This window comes from Flavimarina sp. Hel_I_48 (assembly GCF_000733945.1).
Taxonomy (GTDB): Bacteria; Bacteroidota; Bacteroidia; order Flavobacteriales; family Flavobacteriaceae; genus Leeuwenhoekiella.
The window spans coordinates 1,236,215-1,261,652 of sequence record NZ_JPOL01000002.1 but is presented as its reverse complement, the minus strand read 5'-3'; the positions used below and the strand labels follow the sequence as shown (position 1 = coordinate 1,261,652).

The 25,438-nt window shown below is 38.8% G+C and carries 16 protein-coding genes; 3 read left to right on the top strand and 13 right to left on the bottom strand.

Features of this window, described 5'->3' with window-relative positions; all coding sequences use genetic code 11:
* Entirely contained in the window at nucleotides 1-930 is a 930-nt protein-coding gene (locus P162_RS05670; protein WP_051907792.1) for a hypothetical protein, read from the top strand.
* On the opposite strand, the gene P162_RS05665 is transcribed toward P162_RS05670, so the two are convergent.
* Nucleotides 924-2,201 carry a replication-associated recombination protein A gene (locus P162_RS05665; protein WP_031426274.1) on the bottom strand — a complete coding sequence of 426 codons (1,278 nt, stop codon included), beginning with the start codon at nucleotides 2,199-2,201 and terminating at the stop codon, nucleotides 924-926. The two genes, P162_RS05670 and P162_RS05665, sit on opposite strands and share 7 nt — an antisense overlap.
* An 83-nt stretch (nucleotides 2,202-2,284) precedes the next feature.
* Here P162_RS05665 and P162_RS05660 point away from each other — a divergent pair, with 83 nt between their 5' ends.
* On the top strand, nucleotides 2,285-3,031 hold the full coding sequence (locus P162_RS05660) for a rhomboid family intramembrane serine protease (protein WP_031426273.1): 747 nt from the start codon (nucleotides 2,285-2,287) through the stop codon (nucleotides 3,029-3,031).
* 4 nt (nucleotides 3,032-3,035) lie between these two features.
* Here the strand turns inward: P162_RS05660 and P162_RS05655 are convergent, their stop codons facing one another.
* The 10 genes from P162_RS05655 to P162_RS05610 form a co-directional block, all read right to left on the bottom strand.
* Nucleotides 3,036-4,745, bottom strand: coding sequence for a hypothetical protein (locus P162_RS05655; protein ID WP_031426272.1), 1,710 nt, complete (start codon nucleotides 4,743-4,745; stop codon nucleotides 3,036-3,038).
* Entirely contained in the window at nucleotides 4,733-5,962 is a 1,230-nt protein-coding gene (locus P162_RS05650) for a DUF4249 domain-containing protein (RefSeq protein WP_031426271.1), read from the bottom strand. The genes P162_RS05655 and P162_RS05650 overlap by 13 nt, the downstream gene beginning before the upstream one ends.
* Nucleotides 5,963-5,966: 4 nt before the next feature.
* Nucleotides 5,967-8,600, bottom strand: a complete 2,634-nt coding sequence (locus P162_RS05645) for a carboxypeptidase-like regulatory domain-containing protein (RefSeq protein WP_316931590.1) — start codon at nucleotides 8,598-8,600, stop codon at nucleotides 5,967-5,969.
* 128 nt (nucleotides 8,601-8,728) lie between these two features.
* The gene (locus P162_RS05640) at nucleotides 8,729-9,382 is read right to left on the bottom strand and encodes a hypothetical protein (RefSeq protein ID WP_164076220.1); all 654 of its coding nucleotides are present in this window, start codon (nucleotides 9,380-9,382) and stop codon (nucleotides 8,729-8,731) included.
* A 374-nt stretch (nucleotides 9,383-9,756) separates the two neighbouring features.
* The gene (locus tag P162_RS05635; protein WP_051907791.1) at nucleotides 9,757-11,202 is read right to left on the bottom strand and encodes a SusD/RagB family nutrient-binding outer membrane lipoprotein; all 1,446 of its coding nucleotides are present in this window, start codon (nucleotides 11,200-11,202) and stop codon (nucleotides 9,757-9,759) included.
* Between the two features lie 10 nt (nucleotides 11,203-11,212).
* Nucleotides 11,213-14,446 carry a SusC/RagA family TonB-linked outer membrane protein gene (locus tag P162_RS05630; protein WP_164076218.1) on the bottom strand — a complete coding sequence of 1,078 codons (3,234 nt, stop codon included), beginning with the start codon at nucleotides 14,444-14,446 and terminating at the stop codon, nucleotides 11,213-11,215.
* A 393-nt stretch (nucleotides 14,447-14,839) separates the two neighbouring features.
* Nucleotides 14,840-15,574: a 23S rRNA (guanosine(2251)-2'-O)-methyltransferase RlmB gene (rlmB, locus tag P162_RS05625; protein WP_031426266.1), complete on the bottom strand. Its 735-nt coding sequence runs from the start codon at nucleotides 15,572-15,574 to the stop codon at nucleotides 14,840-14,842.
* Nucleotides 15,575-15,688: 114 nt separating this feature from the next.
* A complete protein-coding gene (locus P162_RS05620; protein WP_031426265.1) occupies nucleotides 15,689-16,594 on the bottom strand; it encodes a hypothetical protein in 906 nt (301 codons plus the stop codon).
* A gap of 11 nt (nucleotides 16,595-16,605) precedes the next feature.
* The gene (locus P162_RS05615; RefSeq protein ID WP_031426264.1) at nucleotides 16,606-18,261 is read right to left on the bottom strand and encodes a SusD/RagB family nutrient-binding outer membrane lipoprotein; all 1,656 of its coding nucleotides are present in this window, start codon (nucleotides 18,259-18,261) and stop codon (nucleotides 16,606-16,608) included.
* 14 nt (nucleotides 18,262-18,275) lie between these two features.
* Nucleotides 18,276-21,497 (bottom strand): SusC/RagA family TonB-linked outer membrane protein, encoded by a 3,222-nt coding sequence (locus P162_RS05610; protein WP_031426263.1) that lies wholly within the window; start codon nucleotides 21,495-21,497, stop codon nucleotides 18,276-18,278.
* A gap of 296 nt (nucleotides 21,498-21,793) precedes the next feature.
* Between P162_RS05610 and P162_RS05605 the strand changes: the two genes are divergently transcribed.
* Complete coding sequence (locus tag P162_RS05605) at nucleotides 21,794-23,221, top strand: amidohydrolase (protein ID WP_031426262.1); 1,428 nt, start codon at nucleotides 21,794-21,796, stop codon at nucleotides 23,219-23,221.
* 343 nt (nucleotides 23,222-23,564) lie between these two features.
* On the opposite strand, the gene P162_RS05600 is transcribed toward P162_RS05605, so the two are convergent.
* Together P162_RS05600 and P162_RS05595 are read right to left on the bottom strand one after the other, a co-directional pair.
* On the bottom strand, nucleotides 23,565-23,750 hold the full coding sequence (locus P162_RS05600; protein WP_164076216.1) for a RagB/SusD family nutrient uptake outer membrane protein: 186 nt from the start codon (nucleotides 23,748-23,750) through the stop codon (nucleotides 23,565-23,567).
* A 249-nt stretch (nucleotides 23,751-23,999) separates the two neighbouring features.
* Entirely contained in the window at nucleotides 24,000-25,415 is a 1,416-nt protein-coding gene (locus P162_RS05595; protein ID WP_164076214.1) for a SusD/RagB family nutrient-binding outer membrane lipoprotein, read from the bottom strand.
* Nucleotides 25,416-25,438 lie beyond the last annotated feature (23 nt).

Below are 25,438 nucleotides of genomic sequence, written 5' to 3'. Positions count from 1 at the left end.
ATGAAGAACATAATTATATTTTGTGGAGCGTTATTTCTGACTTTACAGGCAAAGGCGCAGGATTTAAATGCTTATAAGTACGTAATTGTACCGCAGCAATTCAGTTTTCAAAAAGAGCCCAACCAGTATAAAGTGAATCAGCTCACTAAGTTTTTATTCAAGAAATATGGTTTTGATGCTTATTTAGTGGGTGAAACCTTACCGCTTGATGCCAATGCAAATGGTTGTAATACCCTTAATATGGAGGCTGAAGCAGGTGGTTTTTTAGGAACGAACCTAACCTATACCCTGGCCAACTGTAGGGGCGAAGTTGTTTATACATCACCTGAGGGAAAGAGCAAGATCAAACAGTACGAGGGCGCTTATAATGAAGTCATGCGTGAAGCAATGACAGGTCTTGAAGAATTGGGTTATGTTTATTCTGACGAAGTGCTTCCCATGAAAGATACAAGGCAAAGCAATGTGCTGGCAAAAGGAGATACCGAAACAAATAATGCTGCCAAAAATGGAATAAATACTACGGAAAAGACTGTGGTAGTTAGTGCAGTACCTCAGACTTCAAAAAATCCCAAAGTATCTACTTCACAAGCAACAGAGAACAAAGCCAAAATTACGCAGGTTCAAAATCCAAAAACCACCCAAAACGCAACAAAATCTTCGGAAAATAAGCCAAAAAATACCGTAATAAGGGAGATTTATAAAAGTATGGATGGAAGTTATATTTTAAAACGAACAGCTGCCGGTTTTGACTTTTACGAAGGCGAATCAAAAATAGGGGAGGCGCGTAAAACTTCCGCAGGGTCTTATCTGGTCACTACCACAGAATTTGTGGGCATAGGGAGTTTGAACGACGATATTTTTACCGTTGAGCGGGAAATAAAAGGAGTAGATGGCCTAATAAAAATGGAGTTTAAGGCGGCAGATCAATAGCCGTATTTATCCTTCCATCGGGATTTTAAGAATTTTCTGATTCCTTCTTCTCTTGGGTTGTCGCTGGGATCATAAAAAGTGGTTCCCTTGATTTCTTCGGGCATAAATTCCTGATTTACAAAATTGCCCTGGCCATCGTGGGAATATTTGTATTCTTCACCATAACCCAGATCTTTCATGAGTTTAGTGGGTGCATTTCTCAAGGCAATGGGAATAGGTAAATCACCGGTCTGCTTCACGAGTTGTTGCGCCTTATTTATTGCCATATAGGCAGCGTTGCTTTTTGCAGAGGTAGCCAGATATGTTACACACTGGCTCAAAATAATGCGTGCTTCCGGGTAACCTATGGTCGTTACGGCCGCAAAACTGTTATTTGCTATTACAAGTGCCGTGGGATTGGCATTTCCTATATCTTCCGAAGCTAAAATAATGAGTCGGCGGGCTATGAATTTTACATCTTCACCACCTTCTATCATACGGGCGAGGTAATACACTGCCGCATTGGGGTCACTCCCACGTATCGATTTTATAAATGCCGAAATGATGTCATAGTGTTGTTCACCGGTCTTGTCATAAAGAACAGTGTTTTGTTGTACTTTGTTAAGTACCATTTTATTGGTAACCACAACCTTTTCTGAAGTTTCGCTGGTAATGATAAGTTCAAAAATATTGAGCAGTTTCCTGGCATCTCCACCACTCAACCTTAAGAGTGCCTGAGTTTCCTTAAGTTCAATTTGTTTTTTTGAGAGAATGGAATCCTGCTCTATGGCCCGGTTCAAGAGGTTTTTAAGATCTTCTACAGAAAATGGTTTCAGTACATATACCTGACAGCGTGAAAGCAAAGCGGGGATTACCTCAAAACTGGGATTTTCGGTGGTGGCGCCTATGAGTGTTACCCATCCTTTTTCTACTGCTCCCAGCAAAGAATCCTGCTGTGATTTGCTAAAACGATGAATCTCATCAATAAACAGCAACGGGTTTTTCTGCGTGAACAATCCGCCAGAATTTTTCGCCTTATCGATCACTTCCCGAACATCTTTTACGCCACTACTTATCGCGCTGAGCGTGTAAAAGGGTCGCTTTGATTCTTCGGCTATGATAGTGGCGAGCGTTGTTTTGCCCACTCCCGGAGGTCCCCATAAAATGATAGATGGCAAGATCCCTTTCTTTATAGAGCTAGTGAGGGCGCCTTCGCGGCCCACAAGGTGCTCCTGGCTTAAATAATCTTCTAGCGTCTTGGGCCGTAAGCGTTCTGCTAATGGTGCATTCATTTGTCAAAATTATTTAAATTATAGCAGCCTATGACAAACTTTCGGCATTTCTTTTTTGGTCACGTTATTGCAAAGGAAAACGTATGAAGTCGCATTCAGAAACAAACCATTTTAAATTTAGCTTAACGGTACTTGCGTACCCTCTGGCCCTTGTTTTTGTGATGCTCATTGTTTTCTGGTATGAACTTCGTTTTCATGAGAACTTCACTCCTCATGGTATTATGCCCAGGACGTTCTCTGGCCTTCAGGGTATATTGTTTTCTCCATTTATACATGCCACGCTACAGCATTTGTACAATAACAGTATTCCATTTATAGTGCTTACCGGTGGTCTTTTTTACTTTTACCGGGCGGTCGCGGGCAAAGTTTTTGTGCTTTTGTTCCTCTTCTCTGGTATAGGTACTTGGATTATTGGCAGGGAGTCTTATCATATAGGGGCAAGCGGAATCGTTTACGGTCTTGCTGCTTTTTTGTTTTTTAAAGGAATTTGGTCTGGATATTACCGCCTTATCGCGTTCTCCTTAATTGTTATATTTCTTTACGGAAGCCTGGTCTGGGGCACCATGCCGCTGGATCCTGGCATGAGTTGGGAAGGGCATCTTTCCGGTTTTGCAAGCGGATTGTTCCTAGCTTATTTTATAAGGCAAAAAATACCAAAACCAGTTAAATACGAATGGGAAAACCCCGATTTTAATGCAGAAAACGATGATTTTCTACGGCATTTTGACAAGGATGGAAATTTTATAGAGTTCCTTCCCGAAGAAGAAGAAGATACTATTGAGGATGTGACGTCAAGAGTTGAAGAAGAAAATATTAATGACTTGAAATAATTTATTATTTTCCTGCTTTTACGCGAAACGTTTTCTTGACCTCGATTTTTTCTCCAGAAGCTTTATAACCAGTTATGCAAATTTCAAAGAGCCCTTCTTTATCTGAAGTATAAAATGTAATTTCCTGAGGTTCATTTGTAATTTTTAAATAGGGGTCCCAGTAAAGTTGTGTTCTGTAATCTGGAATTCGGCTAGAAATGGTTGGGTTTCGGCTGTTTTTTACCCTAAATTCATTATTTTTCTCCGGACTTTTTAACTCAAAATTCAGCGTATTAGGGCTGTTTTCTGGCAATTTAAAGTCATTTTTCTTGGTGGATAGGGCAATAATTCCGCTAAAGATTTTTGGTCCGTAGCGGTATTGTTGGGCCACTACATCAATATAGTTTACACGCGCTGGATTTAAATTAGCCACCAACGAAAAATCCTGAATTTGAATTCCGTCTATCAATACCAGTGGGTCCAGCCTGTCAAGTGCATCGCTTGTAACTTGTTTTTCATTGTAAACAAGCAAGCGGGTGCCTTCTGGATCTAAACGCATCGCTGCGGTTTTTATAACTTCAATAAATGTTTCATGCATGCTTTTAAACAAGGTGAAATCTTCAAGAATGTATCGCGTGGCAAAAGGATGGTAAAAAGGTGGCTGCTGTATGCTGTCTTCTGGATTTTCTTCTTGAATTTCTTTATAAGCATTTTCAATTTGCAGATCAATACTTTGCTGGGTAATCCAGTCTTTTAGGGCGGGATTCAGAATTACGTTTTTAAAATTTATTGTTTCAGGTAAGTGGGGTATCGTCTTATCTAGCGTAATCGTATATTCCTGGGGGGATTCCAGAACCTGTAAGGTACTTTCTGCTGTAGAATAGGGTTGATCTATTAAAAAACTAAATCTTCCATCTTCCTGAGTACTGGTTATTTTAAAAAGATAGTCTCTACCAGGAATAGTTAGGGAAACCAGCAGCGGGCTTTGTTTTGACGTTATATTTGGAGAAATGGTTCCACTTATTATTTCGCCCTTGAGTTCTTTGGGATAAGTCCTAAAGGTTGGTTCTGGGTCCACGAATGTGGCAGGTACTTTTTTAGTGGTTTGTGCTTCGGGCAATTGCCGAACGGAGACAAGATAATTCCCATCAAAGTGGGCTGTTTTTATATTTATTTTTAACTGCACTTTTTCACGGGGAGAAAATATCTGTGCGTTGATACCCAAATTTATGGGACTGTTTTCAAGAACAATCTGCGTTGCCGGAGGTTTCAAATTTAGTCTAAAGGCATTCCCTGATACTGTTGATAATTTAGCCTGTTCTAGTGGAAAAAAAGGATTTATAATCAATATATCCTTACTGAAGAAGGAATTTTTTCCTTTGTTCTCAGACGATAAAGTATAAGAAATCAACTTATAATTTCTTGTCTTGGCTTCTGTAGGAATGGTAAAATTCCCAACTCCTATACCTTGTTTATTTACTTTCACTTTGTGATGAAACCAGATTTTTTTGTTTTCATCAATTAAAATGACATATACTATCTGGCTAAGCAGATTTTGAGGCGAGAAAAGTTTTACTCGATACAAAAGATTTTCTCCACTTAGGATTATTGAGGTGTTAGTATCAGTACAGTTATATTCTAAAGAATTTAAAGTATCAGATGATTTTTGGCCGCTACTTTCAACTAATGGCACAAATGTTAAAGTAGCTATTAGAATAAAGGTTAGTCTTCCCAAAATAAAGGTTTTACGTGAGATGAAAATTCGGTACAGTCACTACACAAATCACTGATTAAAATGTATGTATTCTCTATGTCCCCATAGTTGAATCTTTGATAAATATTATACTTTCCAGATATAAGAGAAGAATAGATTTCTTCCCGCTGATTAGGTGTTCGGTCAAGAACGGTATTATCATTATAATTCAGTTTTATGGTATCGCAATCATAGAAATATGGAGGCTGTTTAAAATTAAAATCCGAATGGTTGAAATAAATACGTTGTTCTGCTTCCATTGCCACATCAAAGAAACCTAATACATTTTCTCCATTCTCGTCCATAGCGATGATATTTCCAGCAATAAAACCAGGTTGCTTTTGAGAGAGTAGGTCGTCATTAGTACTAAGTTCCTCCAGGTTTTTATAAAATGTGTAACTGCTCGCATTTTGCGAAAGTACTTTGCCTAGAATACTATAGCGTTGCTGTAATTTTGGGTCGTCTGCGGGTATAAAAACAATGGGCTGTCGTAGAAGTACATCCCGTTCCAATGCTCCTGAGCTACCCAGATTAAATCCTGTTGACATCTTTGTGGTATAACAAACGCTCTCTTCTTCAAGTCTGGGGTTTGCCATTGTATCTACATCAAAAGAAATACTATTTCTTTCATCGATTTCATAATTTATAATAGTAAAATCTACCGGTGAAGGGAATGGAGATACGATTTTGTAGGTTTCTTCGTATTGAAATCTAAAAAACCGACTGTCATCACTTTTGACGTCCATTAAAACCTGTATACCTTCTATACTATCTTTGTTAATAGCCCGCTCAGCATACAAATCGCTAATAGTAACAACAGTTTCAGGACGTACTACAGCAGAGGAGTATGACTTCCCATTTGATGTATTTATAAAAAGCTGGTAGTCGTTGCCAGTCTGCGCGTCAAAAACTTCGGTTGATACATAAGTACCGTCGTCTTCATTTTGCTCAAAATCGTAACGTGTTGTTTCATTAACCACAACATAAACTTCTGCGTTGTTTTCAACATTTGCAAAAGAAGTGTCCAGTTGCGTGGTGCGTGACAATCTAATTTCCTGCCGTTTTTGAACATTGGTAAGCATTGCCTCTACGACGAGATAATTTTCATATTCAAAAGTGTCTAAAGGAAGTTCGTCCCTACAGCTTGCTAACAAAAGGATAGATACCAATAAAAAAGCGTAGTGGACTATCTTTTTCATCCTGTTAAAATTTAAAGTTATAGGTTATCGTAGGTATTGGGATCGAAAAAATAGAGGTCTGGAAAGCTTTGATTTCATTGTCCTCAGTTACAAAAAACACAGAATAGGGATTGTTGCGACCAAGAACATTATAGACTGAAATGTTTACAAAGCTATGCGCTAATTTATTCTTCTTATGATTCCCTTCAATATTTATCCCTAAATCGAGCCGGTAATAGTCTGGAATTCTAAACCTGTTGCGATCACTATACACTACTTGTTCCTGGCCGGCGTAAATAAATTTTCCGGTGGGGTAGGTAACTGGTCTGCCCGTCTGGTATACGAAATTCGAGGAGAAACTGAAACGCCTTGTCAGTCTGTAATTAGAAACGAGGGAAAAGTCGTGGGGCTTATCATAATTTGCCGGGAAATATTGCCCGTTGTTAACGTTTTCTTCTGGAATGGTGCTGTTTAACCTCAGCTCTGAACGCGAGTACGTATACCCAAAATAGCCATTAAAATCCCCTTTTTCCTTCTTGATCAAAAGTTCAACTCCATAAGCGCGCCCTGTTCCCTGTAGGAGTTCTTGCTCTATAGTTTGATTTAAAGTAAGATCTGCCCCCACTTTGTAATCCAGAATATTATCCATTGTTTTATAATATCCCTCCAGGCTAATTTCTAAATCTCTTGTGTCTACATTTTTATAGATCCCCAGCGCGTATTGATTACCCCGTTGCGGTTTTATATTGCTGTCAGAAAGTTTCCAAATGTCTGTAGGAGATACTGTGGTATTGCTTGTTAACTGATGGATATACTGCGCAGACCTATTAAAACTTGCTTTTAAAGATGCGCTTTCGGTCAAAAAATAGCGGCCCGAAAGTCTAAATTCAGGAGTAAAATAAGTCTCATATACCTGAAAATCATCGTAACTTTCTGTACGTACGATAGAGCCATCATTTTTAGGTTCGTCATCAGCATAAAAATTTTGAGTCGAACTGCCCAGGGCATTAAACATAGATAAACGAAAACCAAGGTCAAAAAGCCAATTTTTGTTCGGTTTGTAGGAATCTGAAAAGAAAACGGCCGATTCCAACCCACGTTCATAAGCCAAACGTAAGGGCAATACATCAGAGTTTGTTCCTCTTGGCGAGATATTTCCTGGCTGTATGCCATAAATTTTACTTGAAAGCCCATATTGCAATTTGTGCTTTTCGTTGAGGTTGTGGTTAATATTAGCTTTTAACTGCGTTTCATTAACCGCGTAGCCATAATCGAAATCTGCATTCGTATCTCCATCAAAGTTGATATCATAAGTATAATGCGTGGTGTTTAAGTGAAAATCTGCGTTAGTTTTATCATTTAATCGGGTCTCCCATTTTATTGAAGCCAGACTGTTTTCATAATCATAAAGGGAATCTGTGGTAATACTAAAACGATCCCTGCTGTAGTAACCGGTAGCAGAAATGGTATTTTTTTCTCCAATTTTATGATGATATTTTACAATCGCGTCGTAGAAGGAAGCTTCACTATTATTCAAGGATTCCTCATCTAAGGAATTCAAAATCCAGTCTGCGTATGTCGCGCGTACCCCAGCGATAATAGCCGCTTTTTCTTTTACTACAGGAATTTCAAGCGCAATATTAGCGGTTACAGGACCAATGGAACCTTCTCCAGAAAAATCAGATGTATTGCCATCTTTTGTTTCAATATCAATGACAGAGGAAAGCCTACCTCCAAATTCTGCAGGGATACTTGCTTTATAAATATCAGCTTTTGCTGTCGTGAATGGATTTACCGCAGAAAAAAAACCTAGAAAATGATTGGGTGCATAAAGCACGGCGTCATCTAGAAGAATAAGGTTTTGATCTGTCCTGCCGCCGCGTACATTGTAGCCGTTTGCACCTTCCCCTGCTGTACTAATTCCAGGCAATGTAATGGCAGCTTTTAGTATATCACGTTCTCCAAGAACTAACGGAATGGTTTTAATGGATTCAATATTTATAGATGTCAATCCCATTACCGCTTCACTAATATTTTTATCTCTTTCGGCGTCAATGAGGACTTCTCCCAGCATTTCGGTGTTCTCTTCTAATTTCATGTCCAGGGTTCCATCTCCATAGAGAACAATAGTATAAGACTGTTGCTGATAGCCCAGTAAATTTGTTTCTAAAGAATTATAACCTGAGGGCAATTCCAATTTATAGGAACCATCTGTTAGGGTAGTGGTATAGTGCGATCGGTCTGTAGTGGTTATAGCAAGTGAAGCTAACGGTTCTCCTGAAACGGCATCTCTTACGATACCAGATAAGATGTGAGTTTTGCTATCTCCTCTTTGCTGTTTTCCAATAGATATGACCTGACTTGTAGGCTGGCTCTGAGTTTTTATGATAGCATTTTGTCCTGAGACGTCAACATTTGAACTATCCGTATCGAAATAGTTTTGAGGCAAATTCTGGTAAACAATCGCATTTTTGGTAAGGATGATACTTTTGTCGCGTATGATGTAATTTAATTCGGTTTCTTTAAAAAGGGCATTTAAAACCGTTTCTAGTTCAGCATTTTCAAATGTTGCATTTACTGTATATGGCGTTAGCCATTCTTCCTTGTAGTAAAATCTATAATCGGTTTCGTTTTCTATAGATAATAGCGCTTCAGTCAAAATTGTCTCTTGAAACGTATGTGAGAGCACTGTCTGATCTTGTGAATAAACGTTTTTTATACAGCAACTCAAAAAGAGTAGGAGGAGTACTAAATATTTATTCCCTTTTGAAAATTGCATAATACAGTTTAGTTCTTCAGGGTTTGATCCAGATATAAAGCTAGTTTCCGCATGAATTGTTTGGGGTCTTTTTTATCAATGTTGCTATAGGCTTTATAAAATGCTTTAATCTCCGATTTGAATTCGGGAAACAATTCGATCACATCAGTCCTGTTGTTTATCTTAAAATATTCTTCTTTTTTCTGAAAATAATATTCCTGCGAAACTTTAAATGTATAATAGGGATTCTGGGTATTGGTCTTCAAATTTTCGGCTTTTGACCATGCCGCAAATAAATTAATATAATCACCGGTATAGGCCATTTCATAGAAGGCATTTTTTTCTTTAGTATATTTTGTGCTTAAATCCAATCGAACAAAATCCAGACTATCCAGTTGAAAAGCATTTATTCTTTCATTTGCCAATTGAACCTGAAAGAAGGAAATTTTTCCTTCAGTATAAACAATTAGATGATCTTTCAGTAAATCATAGCGCGTAAGAATGTTGTGGTAGGACTTATTGTTGTAAACAATCGTCGCTTTGAAAGGCTTATAGCGTTCAAAATATCGAAAATCCTTGTTATTACTTTGAAGAAGATCATAAAAGCGTACTCCATTAAATACCGGGAGGTTTTCTTTTCCCAAATGTTCATCCAGAAAGTTTGAGGCATCTTTGGAGTTCAAATTCTGTTGCGCTTGGATAGGCCAAACCGCTATAAAAATAAAAAGAACAACATAAAAAGATAATAAACTAAAATGGTCTCTCTCTAATTTTAGTGTGTGTATGTAATTTTCATTTTCCTTCAAAATCTGAGTATAAGATATAATATTAAAAATTATAATTTTCCTACACAATAGAATTCTAGATTAATGACTATTTTTTACTTTTTAATAAATAAATTCCATTGAAAATAGTTGATGGAAGTTATTTTTGTTATGTTTTAATCAAGAGTTTCAATTATCTATAAACAGTAAGCCACAAAAAAGAGGATGCTTCGTGCATCCTCTTTTTATGGTTAATAAAGAAATTTTAAAAGCTGATTTCTATCAAATAAAAATTACTGATTTACAGGAGTAGGATCTTGAACACCTGGTAATGGAGACGGTATACTTAGGTTTCCATTCACCTCTACTTGAGGATACACAAACCTTTCGGCATTGCCAGAAAATCCTGTTTTTAATTGTATTTCTGCAATATTATTAGTGCGGTTTAGATCTACGAAAGATTCATAATGACCATTGAAATAAACGTAACGCTCTTCATAAATTTCGCGTAAAAATGCATCAAGCTGTGAAATGCCATCAGCGTTTTCAATACCATTAGAATTAAAATCTACAGCGGTGTAAGGATCATAGTTAAATGTCAAATCATTGTACCCGTTGTTATCCACTCCTATTGAGTAGCCAGTGTCTAGTAAAGCCCTATAAGTGTTATAGGCTTGTATGCCTGCATCAATACCATTAATCCTAGCTTCACATTCAGCAATGATCAATAAATTTTCTCCATAAGTTATAAGCGGCATATCAGTATTAGTGCCAAATTTCCCATCGGGTGCACCCCAGTCAAATTCCGAAAGAAAATTCATTTCGTAGCCAATATTATAAATGTTTTCAGAATCAAGATAATTGAATCCAAACCTTGCCGTTTCATCTGTTTTAATATTACCTCTATAAATGGTAGTTGATGGGTCTAATAGCTTAGGAGCATAGGCATTTTCACCTGACATATATCCTGTTCTGTCATAAACAAGAAAGCTATAAAATGGATTAAAATCAGCACCATAAGTGGTTCCATAATAGGCCTTATAATCTCCATCAGCAGAAGAAATACCTTCCTGTGCATTTAAGAGAGCGGCTTCATAATTTTTAACGTGCAAAAAATAACGAGCTTTGAGAGTAAATGCAGCATCAATCCATGCTTCATTGTTGCCATTATATACCAAATCATTGACTATATCACCTGATCCTTCAGTTAAATTTGCAATTGCTGCACTTAAAAGATTTTGAACACCTGCGTAAACTTCTTGCTGTGGTTGATATGAAGGATTGGGAAATTCTTCATATTTATTAACTTCTTCAAAAGGTATGTCTCCGAACAGGGATGTTAAAGTGCCAAAAGCATTTGCTTCTATTACTTGAGCCAAACCTAACATAGACGTATTACCAAGTGCGCTAGCTTTACTTTCTAAAACTTGTGCCTGGCTTATAGTGCCCACCATTGCTTCGTTCCAAATACCATCAAATATAGTGGATTGAGCAGTATTCCAATCGTTAAGAGCTAAATACTGCCTATCAGATCCGGTAGCTTGATTAAGCCATAGCATTGCGGTTCTGTTAGCTTCTCCAGTTTGCCAGAACTGATTTGATAATTGAATACCCTGTACTATATTTTCAAGACCAGCATCAGTAGGCTGATTAGGGTCGTCATTTAAATCTTCCACATAGTCAGAGCAAGAGGTTGCAAAAAAGATACTGGCGAATGTGAGTAAATATATTTTTTTCATTTTTCGAGTATTAGAAATTAATGGTAAGTGTTCCTAGATAGGACCTAGTGTTCGGATTGTTAAAATATTGAAGACCTCTACCGTTTGATGCACCTGTAAGATTGGATTCTGGATCTTGACCGAAATCGTGCTTAGACCAGTAAAGAAGATTTCTTCCCGTCAAAGAAAGTTCAATATTTTTCAGACCCAAGGTTTCTTTCAATTTTTGGTTTACAAAGTTATAGCTCAAGGTGAGTTGTCTCCACTTAACCCATGAACCATCGTATATAAATTGCTCTCCTACTGGGCCAAAACCTCCACCTATACCAGTATAGTAGGCCTGATCCAAAAGACGTGGGCCTGCGCCAAAATCACGAATGTTTCCCCGTATGGTGTATGAGCCATCAGCATTTACTACAGCCTGAGGTCTTGATGCTAGTGTGGCGCCATTAGCTGCGATAATAGTTTCAGCATCTGCAGCGCTCACGGTTACTTCGTTAGCAGTTTCGGGAGTTCTTCCAAAGTTATTTAGAGCTCCGTTTGTACCATCCCAAACATCTCCACCTACAGAGGCATCAAAAAGTGTGCTTATAGTAAATCCTTTGAAGCTGAAAGATGTTCCAATACCCGCTCTCCAGTCTGGATTTGGATCACCTATAACACCTTCCGTCAATGCAACAGTTGGAAATCCAAGATCGTCAAGTATTAAAGAACCACTATCTTCCCTGGCATAACGTCCTCCCCAAAGAACTCCAACTGGTTGTCCTTCTACAGCCCTAGAGGATACGCCCGTAAAACCATTTAAAAACAGTGACTCAGTTCCTGTTAAGGAAGTTACCTCATTCTCATTTGTTGAAAAATTACCATAAACATTCCAAACAAAATCTTCGGATCTAATTACATCAATGCTAAGGTCAAGTTCAAGCCCTTCGTTTTGTAATGAAGCGGCATTATCATAACGACCTGAAAACCCTGTAGTTCCGGGAATTGCAACGGTAAATAATGCATCTGTAGTTTCATTATAGTAATAAGTAGCCCCAAGAGTAAATCTGTTATTGAAAAAGCCCAGATCTATACCTCCTTCGTATTCTGTTTTTTTCTCTGGTTCAAGATTGGCATTGCCTTGTACCGTACTCCTTACAAAAGAACCGTCATATGCCCCAGCATCATAAGCAGGACCATATCCTTCTGCTCCATCTGCGTTTTCAAAGTATGTGTTTGTTGCATACGCTGCAGGTTCAATACCTACTTTACCAAATGTAAGACGTAGCTTTCCATTTGACAATGTACTTTGGTCATCAAATAGTTTATTGAATTGAAAACCCAATTCTGCGGAAGGATAGAAGAATGTTTTCGCATCTCCATAAGTAGAAGCCGTCTCTGCCCTACCTGTTAAGTTTAGAAAGAGCAAATCGTCAAAACTTAAATTAGCCTGTGCGTAACCCGCAGTAATTCTGACTTCGCTCTCGCCTATAACAGTTGATCTATTCGCAATAACAGCATTTGTATAAAAGAATTTATCACTATCTAAAATGAAGTTTGTATATCCACCACCACGTGTCTCATTCAACCTTCTATTAAAGTTTAGACCTGCTAAATACCCGAAACTCAGCCTATCTGAAAAGACTAGATCGCCTTGAGCAATGAAGTCTATGTTAGACTGCGTGCTTGTATACAAGCGTTCTGTAGCACTTCCACTTCCATTGGCCTCTGCAGAGTTTTTTGGGAAGAAATTTTTACGTTCATCCGTAAAATGATCAAGTCCAGCCCTCGCAATCAATGTCATCCAGTCGGTTGCTTTATAATTGAACTGACCACCCATTATGTAGCGTTCAACAGTATTCGGGTTTGACTGTATGTTTGTAGTCCACAATGGATTATTGTAAATAGGAGATTCATTATCTAGGGTGCCTAACCCTCTTCTATATGAGCGTTGACTGTTTGTAGTGCTGATAACACCATTTTGATAACGTGTCCCAATATAGTCCCTAATGTCAAAATCAGCTGGGCCTCTGTATAATCCTAATAACAATCCTGACGTATTAGATCCTTGTTGTATACGATTAGAATTGATTTGAGAGTAAGTAGAGGTAGCTGTAAATTTTATTTTATCATTGAGTTTAAATTCGCCATTTAAGCGTAGTGAAACTCTGTTGTAATCATTTTCATCAATGATACCATCCTGTTTGAGATCGCTAACACTCATAAAATAGTTTCCTGATTCAGTAGCTCCACTTAGGCTAACATTATTTTCAAGGTACAAACCTTGGTTTATTACGGCGTCATAATTGCTGTCATTGAAATTTTCTGTGCTGTTCTTAGAAATAATTGGGTAATATGTTGTGCCATCACGTGCAACAAAATAGTTTGACGAATTAGCATCAATTTCATCAGGACCTCCTGACCGAAGGCTGATTTTGTCTCCCCAAGAATTCGCCTGTGTTCCACCAGCAAATGAGCCATTAGTCCCTTGGCCAAATATGCTTTGGGTGTCTAATACATCATTCGTCTGATCATAACTAACGGTTGATGATATAGAAACTTGCAGGGAACCTTTTCCTAGGCCTTTACCTTTTTTGGTCGTAATTACTACAACTCCATTTCCTGCCCTAGCACCCCACAAAGCAGCTGCTGAAGCCCCCTTCAAAATTTTTACATCAGCAATATCATTAGGGTTTAAATCACCTAAACGAGACTGCTGGGTAACTCCCCCTACACCTGCACCTACTTCTTCGTTGCTTATAGGTATACCATCTACAACAATCAAAGGCTGTAGACTCCTAGTTATTGTGCTTTGCCCCCTAATTTGTATAAAGGCACTAGAACCTGCATCACCAGAAGAGCTGATGATTTGAACTCCGGAAGCTTTACCAGCAAGACCCTTAGCGATACTTGTTTCACCAGATGATTGAACTGCGGTAGCCGCAACTTCTGAAACGGATGATGCTTGTGTTGCACGATTTACTTCTATACCCAGTGCGTTGATTACAACCTCTTCTAGCATTTCACCGGCCACGAGTTCCATGTCTATTTCAGAGGAGGTGCCTACGGCAACTTCGGCCTCTTGAAAACCTACGTAGCTAAAAACAAGAATGCTATTTTGAGAAGCTTCTATACTATAGTTTCCGTCGAAATCTGTTTGTGTTCCTGTAGATGATCCTTTCACTAAAATGTTAACACCTGGAAGAGGAACACCTCCATCATCTGTAACTGTGCCTGTAATGGTCTTGATTTGTGCAAACCCGAGTTGCACTACCAAAGCCAACAATAGCGTAAATAATGCTTTGTAGTTTGATTTCATATAAATAATTTAAATATTAGTTGGTCAAAAATGGTGTAAAAATTTCAATTAGCCAATAATTAATCATCTCTAAACAAGCTTATGCTTATTTTATTTAAAGGTTTGTGAGAAAAAGTTTAATTTTCACAATATTCAAAAGAATATTCCAAACCTTTGCTGCCATCTACCGCTTAGTTCAATTATATATGTAAATATTTAATTAAATCTTCATGGAAATACTGATTGCTTAAATATTCATATGCTTTAATAGAATTTATTTTGTGTTTAAAAGCAGCATATTATATAAAGAAAAATTCCTTTGAAATATTCAAAGGAATTTATATAAAGATCCAGTCTTTTTGTCTCGAAAAAAGACCATTAGTAACGCTGTCTGACTACTTCATACAAAAATGCACCGCAGGCAACAGAAACATTTAGTGAGCTTATCTTACCACTCAGGGGTAATTTCGCTTTGACGTCTACTAGTTTTAAAACTCCAGGAGTAACCCCTTTTCCTTCACTTCCCATAACTATTGCGGTATGGTCTTTAAAGTCCACAGCATATATAAGATCGTCGGTTTTTTCGGTAGCTGCGACTATTTGAACACCAGATCCCTGTAGATAAAAGATGGCATCTTTAATATGATCTACTTTACATATAGGAATATTGAAAACCGCCCCAGCAGATGTTTTAATAGTATCATCAGTGACTGGAGCCCCACCAGATTTAGGAATTATAATAGCATCAACACCTGTACATTCCGCAGTACGTATAATGGCACCAAAGTTACGCACATCTGATAATTGATCCAGTAATAAAAAGAGCCCTTTTTTTTCTCCGGCCAAGATGGCTTCGGCTACCTGGCTAAAGTCGGCAAAACGAATAGGGGAGATGGTTGCAATTGCGCCCTGATGGTTTTGAGAAGAAAGTTTGTGAAGTTTTTCCTCTGGAACATAAGAAACTGAGATTCCTTCATCTTTAATGAGGTGCTCCAATTGTTTGCTCAAAGGATTTGATATTCCTTTCTGGAGGTATATTTTACCTATTTCTTTTTTGGCTTTGATGGCTTCTATTATGGCCCGTGTACCGTATATATTCGTTTCTTTGCTCATATTGCAAATTTAGAATTAAGTTTTTAGGTTTTTAGAAGAAGGGAATAAAAAATAGCGATATAAAAAAGGACCGCTTATTAGGCGGTCCCCAGAAAACTAAATTGGCTAATTAACTTAGTTTTTAGTTAAACGAAAAGCATTATCGGTATAACTAGGGCCGAAATCTATTCTAAGATTTATATTACCGGTACACGTGGCAACTGTTCCCTCACCTGTTACCGTTACCACAAAGTCACCACCATAATCAAAATCTTCGTTTGCCGTAACATCAACGGAGCCGTCTGAAGGATCTATGGTAACGATCATATAGGCTGAATCTGCGTTCACAAGATATGGGTTATTTGTTGCCAGTATATGAAAGGTATACTCGCCATTATCGGCATCATAAACCACAGGTACAACATCGCCTGCAGTGTAATCTTCCCAGGAATCTGTTGTGACAGTGTAATCTCCATTAAATATGGATGCATTCTCTAGTGAACAGAAAAAAGGTACGGTATATAAGTATGGAGATTTGAAATAAGAGCTTGTCAATACCGTACCGGCGCCATCGCTTCTACTCCATGTTTGCCCATTGGTCATAACATATTCCAGCCTAATCCTGAATTCATCCGTACTACTATAGTCTGATGGGCTCAACCCAAGGCTATTGGCAACTTCAGTAAGTGTTGCGATAACATCACCCACAGGTAATCCATTTTTCCCCTCTGTAAAAGCAGAAGCTGGAACTTCTTTAACAAATTCCTCTGTGCCCACAAGAGCGGTGTTACGATAAAGACCAGCATACACATTTACAGCTTGCAGGAGGTCACCATTCTGTTCATCTTGGGCTTCCAATGTGACGGACCAACCTATGGAGGGATCGTTAAAATCGAATGTGCCGTTATTAGTACTCAATGTCCTCAATATACCACCAGAGGTGGTTTCATCAAAAACCTGATCTACAATTCTGTCGCCATCACTACAGCCCCATATAAGGGTCAAGAAGGTGAAAGCTAAAATTAGTTTTATATTTTTCATAATAGCGTTTTTTAATTAGAAGTTGGAAATTCTGGCGATGGAGGATTGGTGTCCCAAAAAACCTGGGCCGTTACATCCTGTTTTTGACTTACAGATGAATTGTTATTTACAAAGTTTGCAGGGTATCTGAATGAACGGATAAATCCTCCTGGATTGAACTCCCTGTTAGGTTGTAGTGTTGTAGGATAGCCAGTTCTTCTGTAAAAATTGTAATTAAGTGTACCATTTCCAAAAGAGGCGATCCAAAATTGCTCTGCCATAACATTCCATTTTCCTGTTTCTGTAGCACTCTGATAATCTGATGCGACGTCGTCAAGATAAGTACTTACATCATCATCAGATGGAGCTACACTTAAATCTGCGCTGCCATCCAGGCTTCCAAAAGACCGTACTTTAGCGATAGATTTTTGTGTGCCTGCAATAATAAATTCTTCGGCAGTTGCAGGGTTTTCGAGATATGCCATCTCTGCTTTCATAAAATCAACCCATGAAGCTAACATTAAAGGCGTAATACCAGCACCAGCTCCACCACCACCTTGAGTTACAGGATCAAAACGACTATCGTCAAAATTTCCTCCTGCAGGATATACACCATAGGTACTTCTTAGAAAACCATCTCCAGGAGTACCATCATTATCACCATGATCCCGTGCCCAGTAGCCATTGGGTAAACTACAAAATGTAAATCCACCGTCAATGTAATGTTGTGGGGCATTTTCTAAAGAACAGGTTAATGTTTGCTCGTTTGGAGGGACTTCCTCACCAGGTACTGCATTAACTTGTCTATAGAAATAATATCTCAATCGTGGGTCATCCTTGTCCTGCATAGTGCCAATCAACCAATTAGATAAATAATCCCCGGCTCCGGTAGGCGTATAGTTGTCAGCGTATTTTGGAGCTCTTGTATCTGGTTGATTTTCATTAGTTCCCCACTGAAACTCAAAATCTTCACTCGTGTCTGTGATATAGTTCCCCGCAGCAACAATAGCGTTGAACTTGCTATTTGCATCTGCATCAACGAGCCGCGTCTGTAAATAGATTTTCATCTTTAAGGTATTTGCAAGTTTTACCCAAAGATCATAATCATTGTCGTAAAACAAATCAGTATCGGGGCCTGGTTGTGAGCCATCCCTGGTAAAATTGCTTATGGCATCGTTTAACATACCTTCTGCGGCTGAGTAAACAGCTACACCCGAATCAACATTGGGATTTAAGAGATCATCAGCTCCCTGCAATGCTTCTGAATAAGGAATATCCCCAAAATTGTCTACAAGCGTGACTAAGACATCTGCAGATAATACCTGCGCGATGGCAAGGTGCCTGTATTGCTCATTTTCAAGGGCGATAGGACGCATGGCTTGTACATCTGCGAGTATTTCCCTATAAGCATCATCCCATTCATCATCGAAAGCGGTTGGAGCGAATGCATTTAAATAGTTACGACTTCCCAAGTATTCTATACGAACTACCTGGGCACTGGTCGTACCGAATTTTTCCATAAGATTTGCATAGCGTATCTGTATGGCATTGTTGAAAAAATCAACATCTGTTTGATCTGTTGTAAGTGCATTGGGGTTACCTGTTAAATCCAGGTCTGTAGTCTCGCAAGACTGGAAAATCATTCCCGTAGCGAGCAATGCTGTTAAGAGTATATATATTCTTTTCATGATAGTTTTTTATTTTAGAATGAAGCTTGAACGCTAATACCATATCGTTTAGAACCTGGTCCACTCAAGAAATCAAAGCCCTGACCATTACCCACACCTAAAGCGGCAACATTAGGGTCAAAATTCACACCGTCTGGCGTATTATAGGCATCAAACCAGAGATTATAACCCGATAAGCTTATTTTAAGGGAACCAAATGGTGTTTTCTCCAGAATAGTTTCTGGTAATGAATAAGCCAACGAAACTTCCTGTAATCTTACTACTGAGCCATCGTATACTTGAAGTTCATCAGGACCAAATAGAATATTATCAAAGTAGTATTGAGAATTGTTGATTTGTACTGTATTTGGATTTCCGGTATCCTGGTTAACACCTGGCAAAATGAAACTGTTTAAACGGTCATCAGTATCAGAAGTAAGTCCTCTTCCCAGAAGTGTGGCAATGGTCTGGCTATATATATCTCCGCCTGAAACATGTGTCATCAGGAAACTAAAGCTTAAATTTTTATAGCTCATTGTGCTTCCCACGTTGAGCGTATAATCAGGATTGGGATTACCAATATCAAATTGACCGGTTTCAACTACATAATCGCCCTGGCTGTTAGTAATTAAATCACCATTGTCATTGCGGAGTATTCGGGATCCTACAATAGTACCCAGTGGTTTGCCAGGTATCGCAGCATTTCCCAGGTTTGTAAAACCGGAATAGACTATAATATCTGTATCTGCACCTAGGTCTTTCACAACTGGGTCAATGGTTGTAAAGTTAGCATTGAGATTCCAGCTAAAGCCTTCCCTGTTTTCAAAAACATCAACACCCATATCGATTTCCAGACCTTTCACATTGATTTCCCCAATGTTAGTACTGGTACTCGTAAATGCAGTGGATGCATCAAGGTCGCGATTTACGATCAAATCTTTTGTGACCCTATTGAAGTATGAAGCGTTCAATGTAACTTTATTATTCCACCAGCGGGATTCTATACCAAATTCAAGTTCTGTTAGGGTTTCTGGCTTGAGATCAGGGTTTCCACGGTTGTCATCGGTAGTGTTTGTAGTTACAAATCCACCACCATCATCTAAAAATGCCTGTGTTTCCAATAAGGTTCGTGTGGCCACCGGATATAGCGCAGGAAAATTTGCGGAGGTACCGTAACCCGCTCTTAGTTTTAGAAAATTGAGAACTTTGCTTCCGCGCATCCCCTCAAAAGCTGCTGTAGGCAAGAATGAAAAGCTCGCACTTGGATAGCCTATAGATCTATTTTCAGAAGATAAATTTGACACCCAGTCATTTCTAGCAGCAAGCGTTAAATAGAGATAAGAATCGTAGTCAATTTCTGCCTGACCATAAATACCAGCTATATTTTGCTCATTGAAAGATTGTATCTCGTCCTGTAATTGAAAGTTGATATGTCTTAAGACTCCAAAAACAGCCTGTCCTGAACTGGAAACCCCATTTTGATCAAATACAGTTCTTCTGGTTGTGGCACCTAAGTTAAAGGATAGGCCAAGATTTTCTGCTAAGTCATAGCTGCCACTTAATGTCAAATTGTGATCCCAGATCGTATTGGTGTTATTGTAAGTGTCATAAAAACCACTTCTAACTCTCGTATTATCAGTAACACCACCTTTATTTTGATAGTTAACATTATTCTCGCTATACACATCAATACCTAATCTATAGGTCAGGTTTAAATTTTCAGTAAAGTCATAGGTAACAGCAGTATTACCAAACACACGGTTTGTAACCTGTTCTGACCTGGCGTTGAAAACGGTCCAGTTGGGATTTTGAATATTGTTTGATTGTCTATAGTACACACTTGAACCGTCTAGTGGATTTTGAAAAGGTAACCCATTCAAATCAACACTACGAGGTGTGAAAAACACGTTTGAGAATACTGAAGAACCACCACCGGCAAAAACTGTATTTCCATCACCAGCAGAAACTGGAGGGGACTTGAAATCTGTCCTTGAAAAGTTCATTGTTCCAGAAACGGTAAAGTTATTCGTCAGTTTAGCACGACCTCCAATACCCAGGGTATTACGTATCACGCCATTTTCAGGAGTAAATCCTTGATCTTCAAGATGACCACCACTAATATTGTAAGTAACGGTACCATCATCAGAAGAACCTGCAGCGTTTACGGTAGTGTTGCTCACCGTACCTGTACGGAAGAAGTTCTCCACACTGTTGTAAGGCTTCCAGTCATAACGAGCTCCCTGAAATTCTGGGAAAGCCTGAGGAATTCCTGTTCCAAGACTTGCCGTAGAATAGGGGTGAGGAAGGGTTGCATTGTCATCAATCGCAGCGTCATTGCCCCAACCTGCGACTCCTCCTTCAGAAAAACTAGGCCCCCAGTTACTGAAAAACCAGCCAAATGCCTGGTCAAATCCGTTACCATATTTCATGGTATAATCCGGAAGGGAACCTACCTTATTAAAAAAGACTGATGTATTTACCGTAATTTCATTTTTCTTACGACCACCTTTTGAGCTTCCGTTTTTTGTGGTAATTAGTATTACCCCGTTTCTTCCCGCAGTACCGTATAAAGTAGCGGCTGCAAGTCCTTTCAAGACATTCACACTTGCGATACTATTAGGGTCAAGATCAAAAAAACGGCTACCACCAGAATTACCTTCCACAAAATCGCCCTGCGCATTGGTATCACTACTAAAAGGAACCCCATCTACTATAAATAGAGGCTGATTACTTCCGCTAAATGAACTAAGTCCCCTAATATTAATGTTTGTCCCAGAACCTGAAAGTCCACTCTGGGCGGTAATATTAACACCTGAGGCTTTACCGTTCAGAACGCGGCCTATATCTCCCTCCGCCCGTGATTCTAGCTGCTCACTATCTACTTCGGCAACGGCATAACCAAGTGCCTTTTTCTCTCTTGTAATACCCTGGGCAGTTACTACTACTTCTTCAAGAGCCTCGCCTGCTTTCATGGTAATATCAATAACTTCGTTAGGTCCCACAATTTCTTCTTGCGATGAAAATCCAACGTAACTGTAAACGAGAATATCGCCTGATGTGGCAGATATACTGTAATTACCGTCAAAGTCAGTTTGTGCACCCGATGAGGAATTTTGAATCATAATATTTACTCCGGGTAGGGGCATACCGTCCTCGTCAGTGACCGTACCCGTAATTGTTTTTGTTTGTGCAAACAACGTGGTTTGCATTGCCAACGCGAAAAACAGCATCAGCAGTTTTTTGTAGTTTGATTTCATAGTTTAATGTTTAGTTGATTTAGCCAGTATCAAAAATGGATAAAATTTGTCAATCAAGCACTGAATTTATCGTAATAATTTCACGTTTTATTAACTTTTATTTAAATCTGTTGCGTTAAAATGAATGATTTGTGAATAAATTTTAATTATCATTATTATTTATCGATTATTATAACGATATCGTAGAATCTAAAACGTTTGCGGTGTTTCTGTTATACCTCATTCCTATTTTATTACATATTCCAATAAAAATGAGCATATTGCCATAACATCTAACTTAAAACAATAGAATACATATGAAAAATCTTTTACTTAGTCTGTTATGTTGTTCAGTAGTTTCAATATCTGCTCAGGATAACAAAGCAAAAATTCTCAAACAAATCGATGCGAAAGCCACGGAATACGGAGAAATTGCCCATAAGATTTGGTCATTGGCCGAAATGGGTTATAAGGAAGAAAAAAGCACCGTCTTGCTTCAAAAAACATTAGAAGATGAAGGGTTTACGGTGAGTAAAGGTGTTGCCGGAATGCCCACTGCTTTTGTTGCCTCTTATGGCTCTGGTTCTCCGGTTATCGCAGTCCTGGGCGAATATGATGCCCTTCCCGGGCTTTCACAAAAGGCCGTTTCCCATAAAGAGTCAATGGGTGATGTCGCGGGTCATGCGTGCGGGCATCATCTTTTTGGAACGGCATCTATGGCAGCGGCTATCGCAATGAAAAATTACCTTGTTTCAACCGGTAAATCAGGTACGGTCAAATTTTACGGTTGTCCAGCGGAAGAAGGCGGCTCCGGTAAGGTGTATCTAACCCGTGAAGGTATGTTTGATGGAGTAGACGTGGCTTTAAACTGGCATCCAGGAAACAAAAATGCAGCAAATCCCGGTGCAGCACTTGCCAATAAATCTGCTAAATTTCGGTTTTATGGAGTTTCAGCCCACGCTGCAGCAGCTCCCGAAAAAGGACGATCTGCACTTGATGCCGTTGAGGCAATGAATTATATGGTAAACATGATGCGGGAACACGTGCCCATGGAATCCAGAATTCACTATGTGATTACAGATGGCGGCAAAGCTCCCAATGTGGTTCCAGATTTTGCCGAAGTCTATTATTACGCGAGAAGTCCTCAGCGCGATATCGTAATTGATATTTTTGATCGTATGGTAAAAGCTGCTGAAGGGGCTGCAATGGGAACAGGAACTACAATGGACTATGAAATGATAGGTGGCACACATGAATTACTGCCAAATTTGACGCTTCAAAAACTTATGTATGATAACCTTAATGAGGTAGGAGGTTATACCTACACTTCGGAAGAAAAGGTCTTTGCGGAAGAAATCTCAAAATCGTTAGACAAGCCTTTAGATGTTTCTTATGTTGAGGGTATTGAACCTTTTGACCCCAATGCAGAACCAGGTGGTTCTACAGATGTGGGCGATGTGAGCTTCACAATACCCACCGTGGGTATGTCAGCGGCAACCTGGGTGCCTGGTACATCGGCGCACAGTTGGCAAGCTGTTGCCGCTGGCGGAATGAGCATAGGGGAAAAGGGGATGATGGTAGCTGCAAAAACCATAGCCTTGACCGGTATGGATTTATTGAGTGACCCTGCTATTGTCGCTGCTGCAAAAAAAGAATTTGAAGAAGCCCGTGGTAATGATTTTGAATATGTACCGCTATTGGGAGACCGTGAACCTGCATTAGATTATAGGGATGGGGTAGAGTAGAAGGGAATTTTTAGATAAACTAAAATATAAAAAGCCGATTGTATGAAAATACAATTGGTTTTTTTATGCTATACTTTAAAGTTAAATGTGTTATCCCCTGATTCCATTTAAGTGATAAATGATATAAACCAATTATTTTAAATATAAAAAATGGCCTATTTTAGATATAAAATGGCCGTTTTTAGACATTTATTGGCGTTTTTAAATTAGTATTCCCGGGGTTTTTATTCTAATTGGATTTACATCTATTTCTGGTTATAGGATAGGAATTAACGGCTTAACATTATAAGCCAGATTGTCAATGTTCTTCTTTAATCTTCTTATATAATGCAGCGCACGTCCTTCAAAACCCATGTCCTTTGCGCTCTAGCAGAATTGCAGCCAGATATATAGATCCAGCATTTTCAACCCCTGCACGCTCCCTAAGCACATTAATATCATCTAATGATGCCGCACCCACATCACCATTAAGTCTAAAATTACTTTCTGCGCTGATGAGGTACATCTCTGCTAAGCATATGCCTAGCACTTTTGCAAATTGATTTTGCCATTTTGTAAAGAGTAGCATTTAATTTGCATTATATAATGAGATAATACGCGTATCGTTATCATAATCAAGACGATCAATATACTTTTGTTTTAGGGTAATATCTTACCGAAAACTTCTTATATCGCACGCAATGGTGTTTGAATATTGAACTAATTTATTGGTAAACATAATTATAAATAAAAAAGCCACCTTTTTGGGGTGGCTTTTAAAATATATAATACTCAAATGTTATTCAACATCCCAGAATATAGCCGTATCTAATTCATCTCCTCCTATTGCAGATGCTGCAGCGGTGTAACCCGGCTCATTGAGCGTACGTTCAACAACTGGATAAGTAAAACGCTTAGGAACAGCATTAAACTCAGATCCTTCAGGAGCTTCTAAAATAGGATACCCTAATCTGCGGTATTCCGTCCAAGCTTCAAAACCACGATTGTATAGCGCGATCCATTTTTGAACACCTATTTTTTGTCTAAATTCACCATCAGCACTATCATAAGCTACGTCATTTTGAGCCAGATAAGCAGCAATGTCATCTGCACTTACACCCCAATACTCCATACTGGCTGTAATTGCGGTCTCATAGAAATCTGCAGCGTCTCCAGATATAAAACCACGTGCTGCGGCTTCGGCTAGCAAAAAGTTACCTTCTGCAGCATCAAATATATCACCTGGAAGGTCTGGCTCGTAAAAAGGAGCACCAATGTGTGAAAAATTGGCATATTGTACTGTGCTCCCATAAGGCCCACCTAAATATTCCCCCTCTACAGGGTCTGAGAAAAATACATCACTTCTGGGATCATCAAGACCATTTAAAGCATTTACGAATGTATCTGCTGGAACAAAATCTTTACGATTGCTTTGCACCAAGTCAACCCAAATAGGATTTGTATTTGGAGTGGTAGCTTGATATTGAAGGATGGCATTTTGATCATTGGATACAATAATATTGTCTTCTACATCAGAAACCAAAGTTTGAGCTAAGTCTGGATTCACATCTGCAATGCGCATGGCCATTCTCATTTTAATGGAATTACCAAGAGTCAACCAACTTGCCGTATCACCATTGTAAATCAAATCTTGTGCTCCAAAACTGTCATAAGTTGTATTTAAATTATCAAGTGCTGAATTGATACGACTAATTAAATCCATGTAAATAGCCATATCATCATCGTAAGAAGGGTTGATAATATCTATATCAAGAGCTTCAGAATAAGGAATATCCCCAAAGGTATCAACTAGAATTTGATAGGCTAAAACGGTTTGAATTTCAATAATTGCAAGTTTATTCGCCTTTATTGCAGAATCCTCTTCAAACTGAGCTGGGCTTACATTTAGTACTTCTTGTGCACTAATACGTAGTGCTGCCTCATTCATATCCTTAATGACATCCACATACATAACATTCCAATGTCTGCGAGGTATAGAACGTGTAGTAATATTATAGCGCGCTTCATCTACATAGGTAGCTTCACTCCATTGCTGAGCAAAGAGACGGAATACATTAAAGTTTACGCTGGTATTGACTAACTGATCTACAAGATCACGCTGACCATTCGTCATTAATGGTTCACCGGGAACGTCAGTAAATGATTTCTCATTTTCATTTAAGTTCTCGATATCATTGGAACATTGCGCAAGCACAAGTCCCAAAGCTATAAGTAATA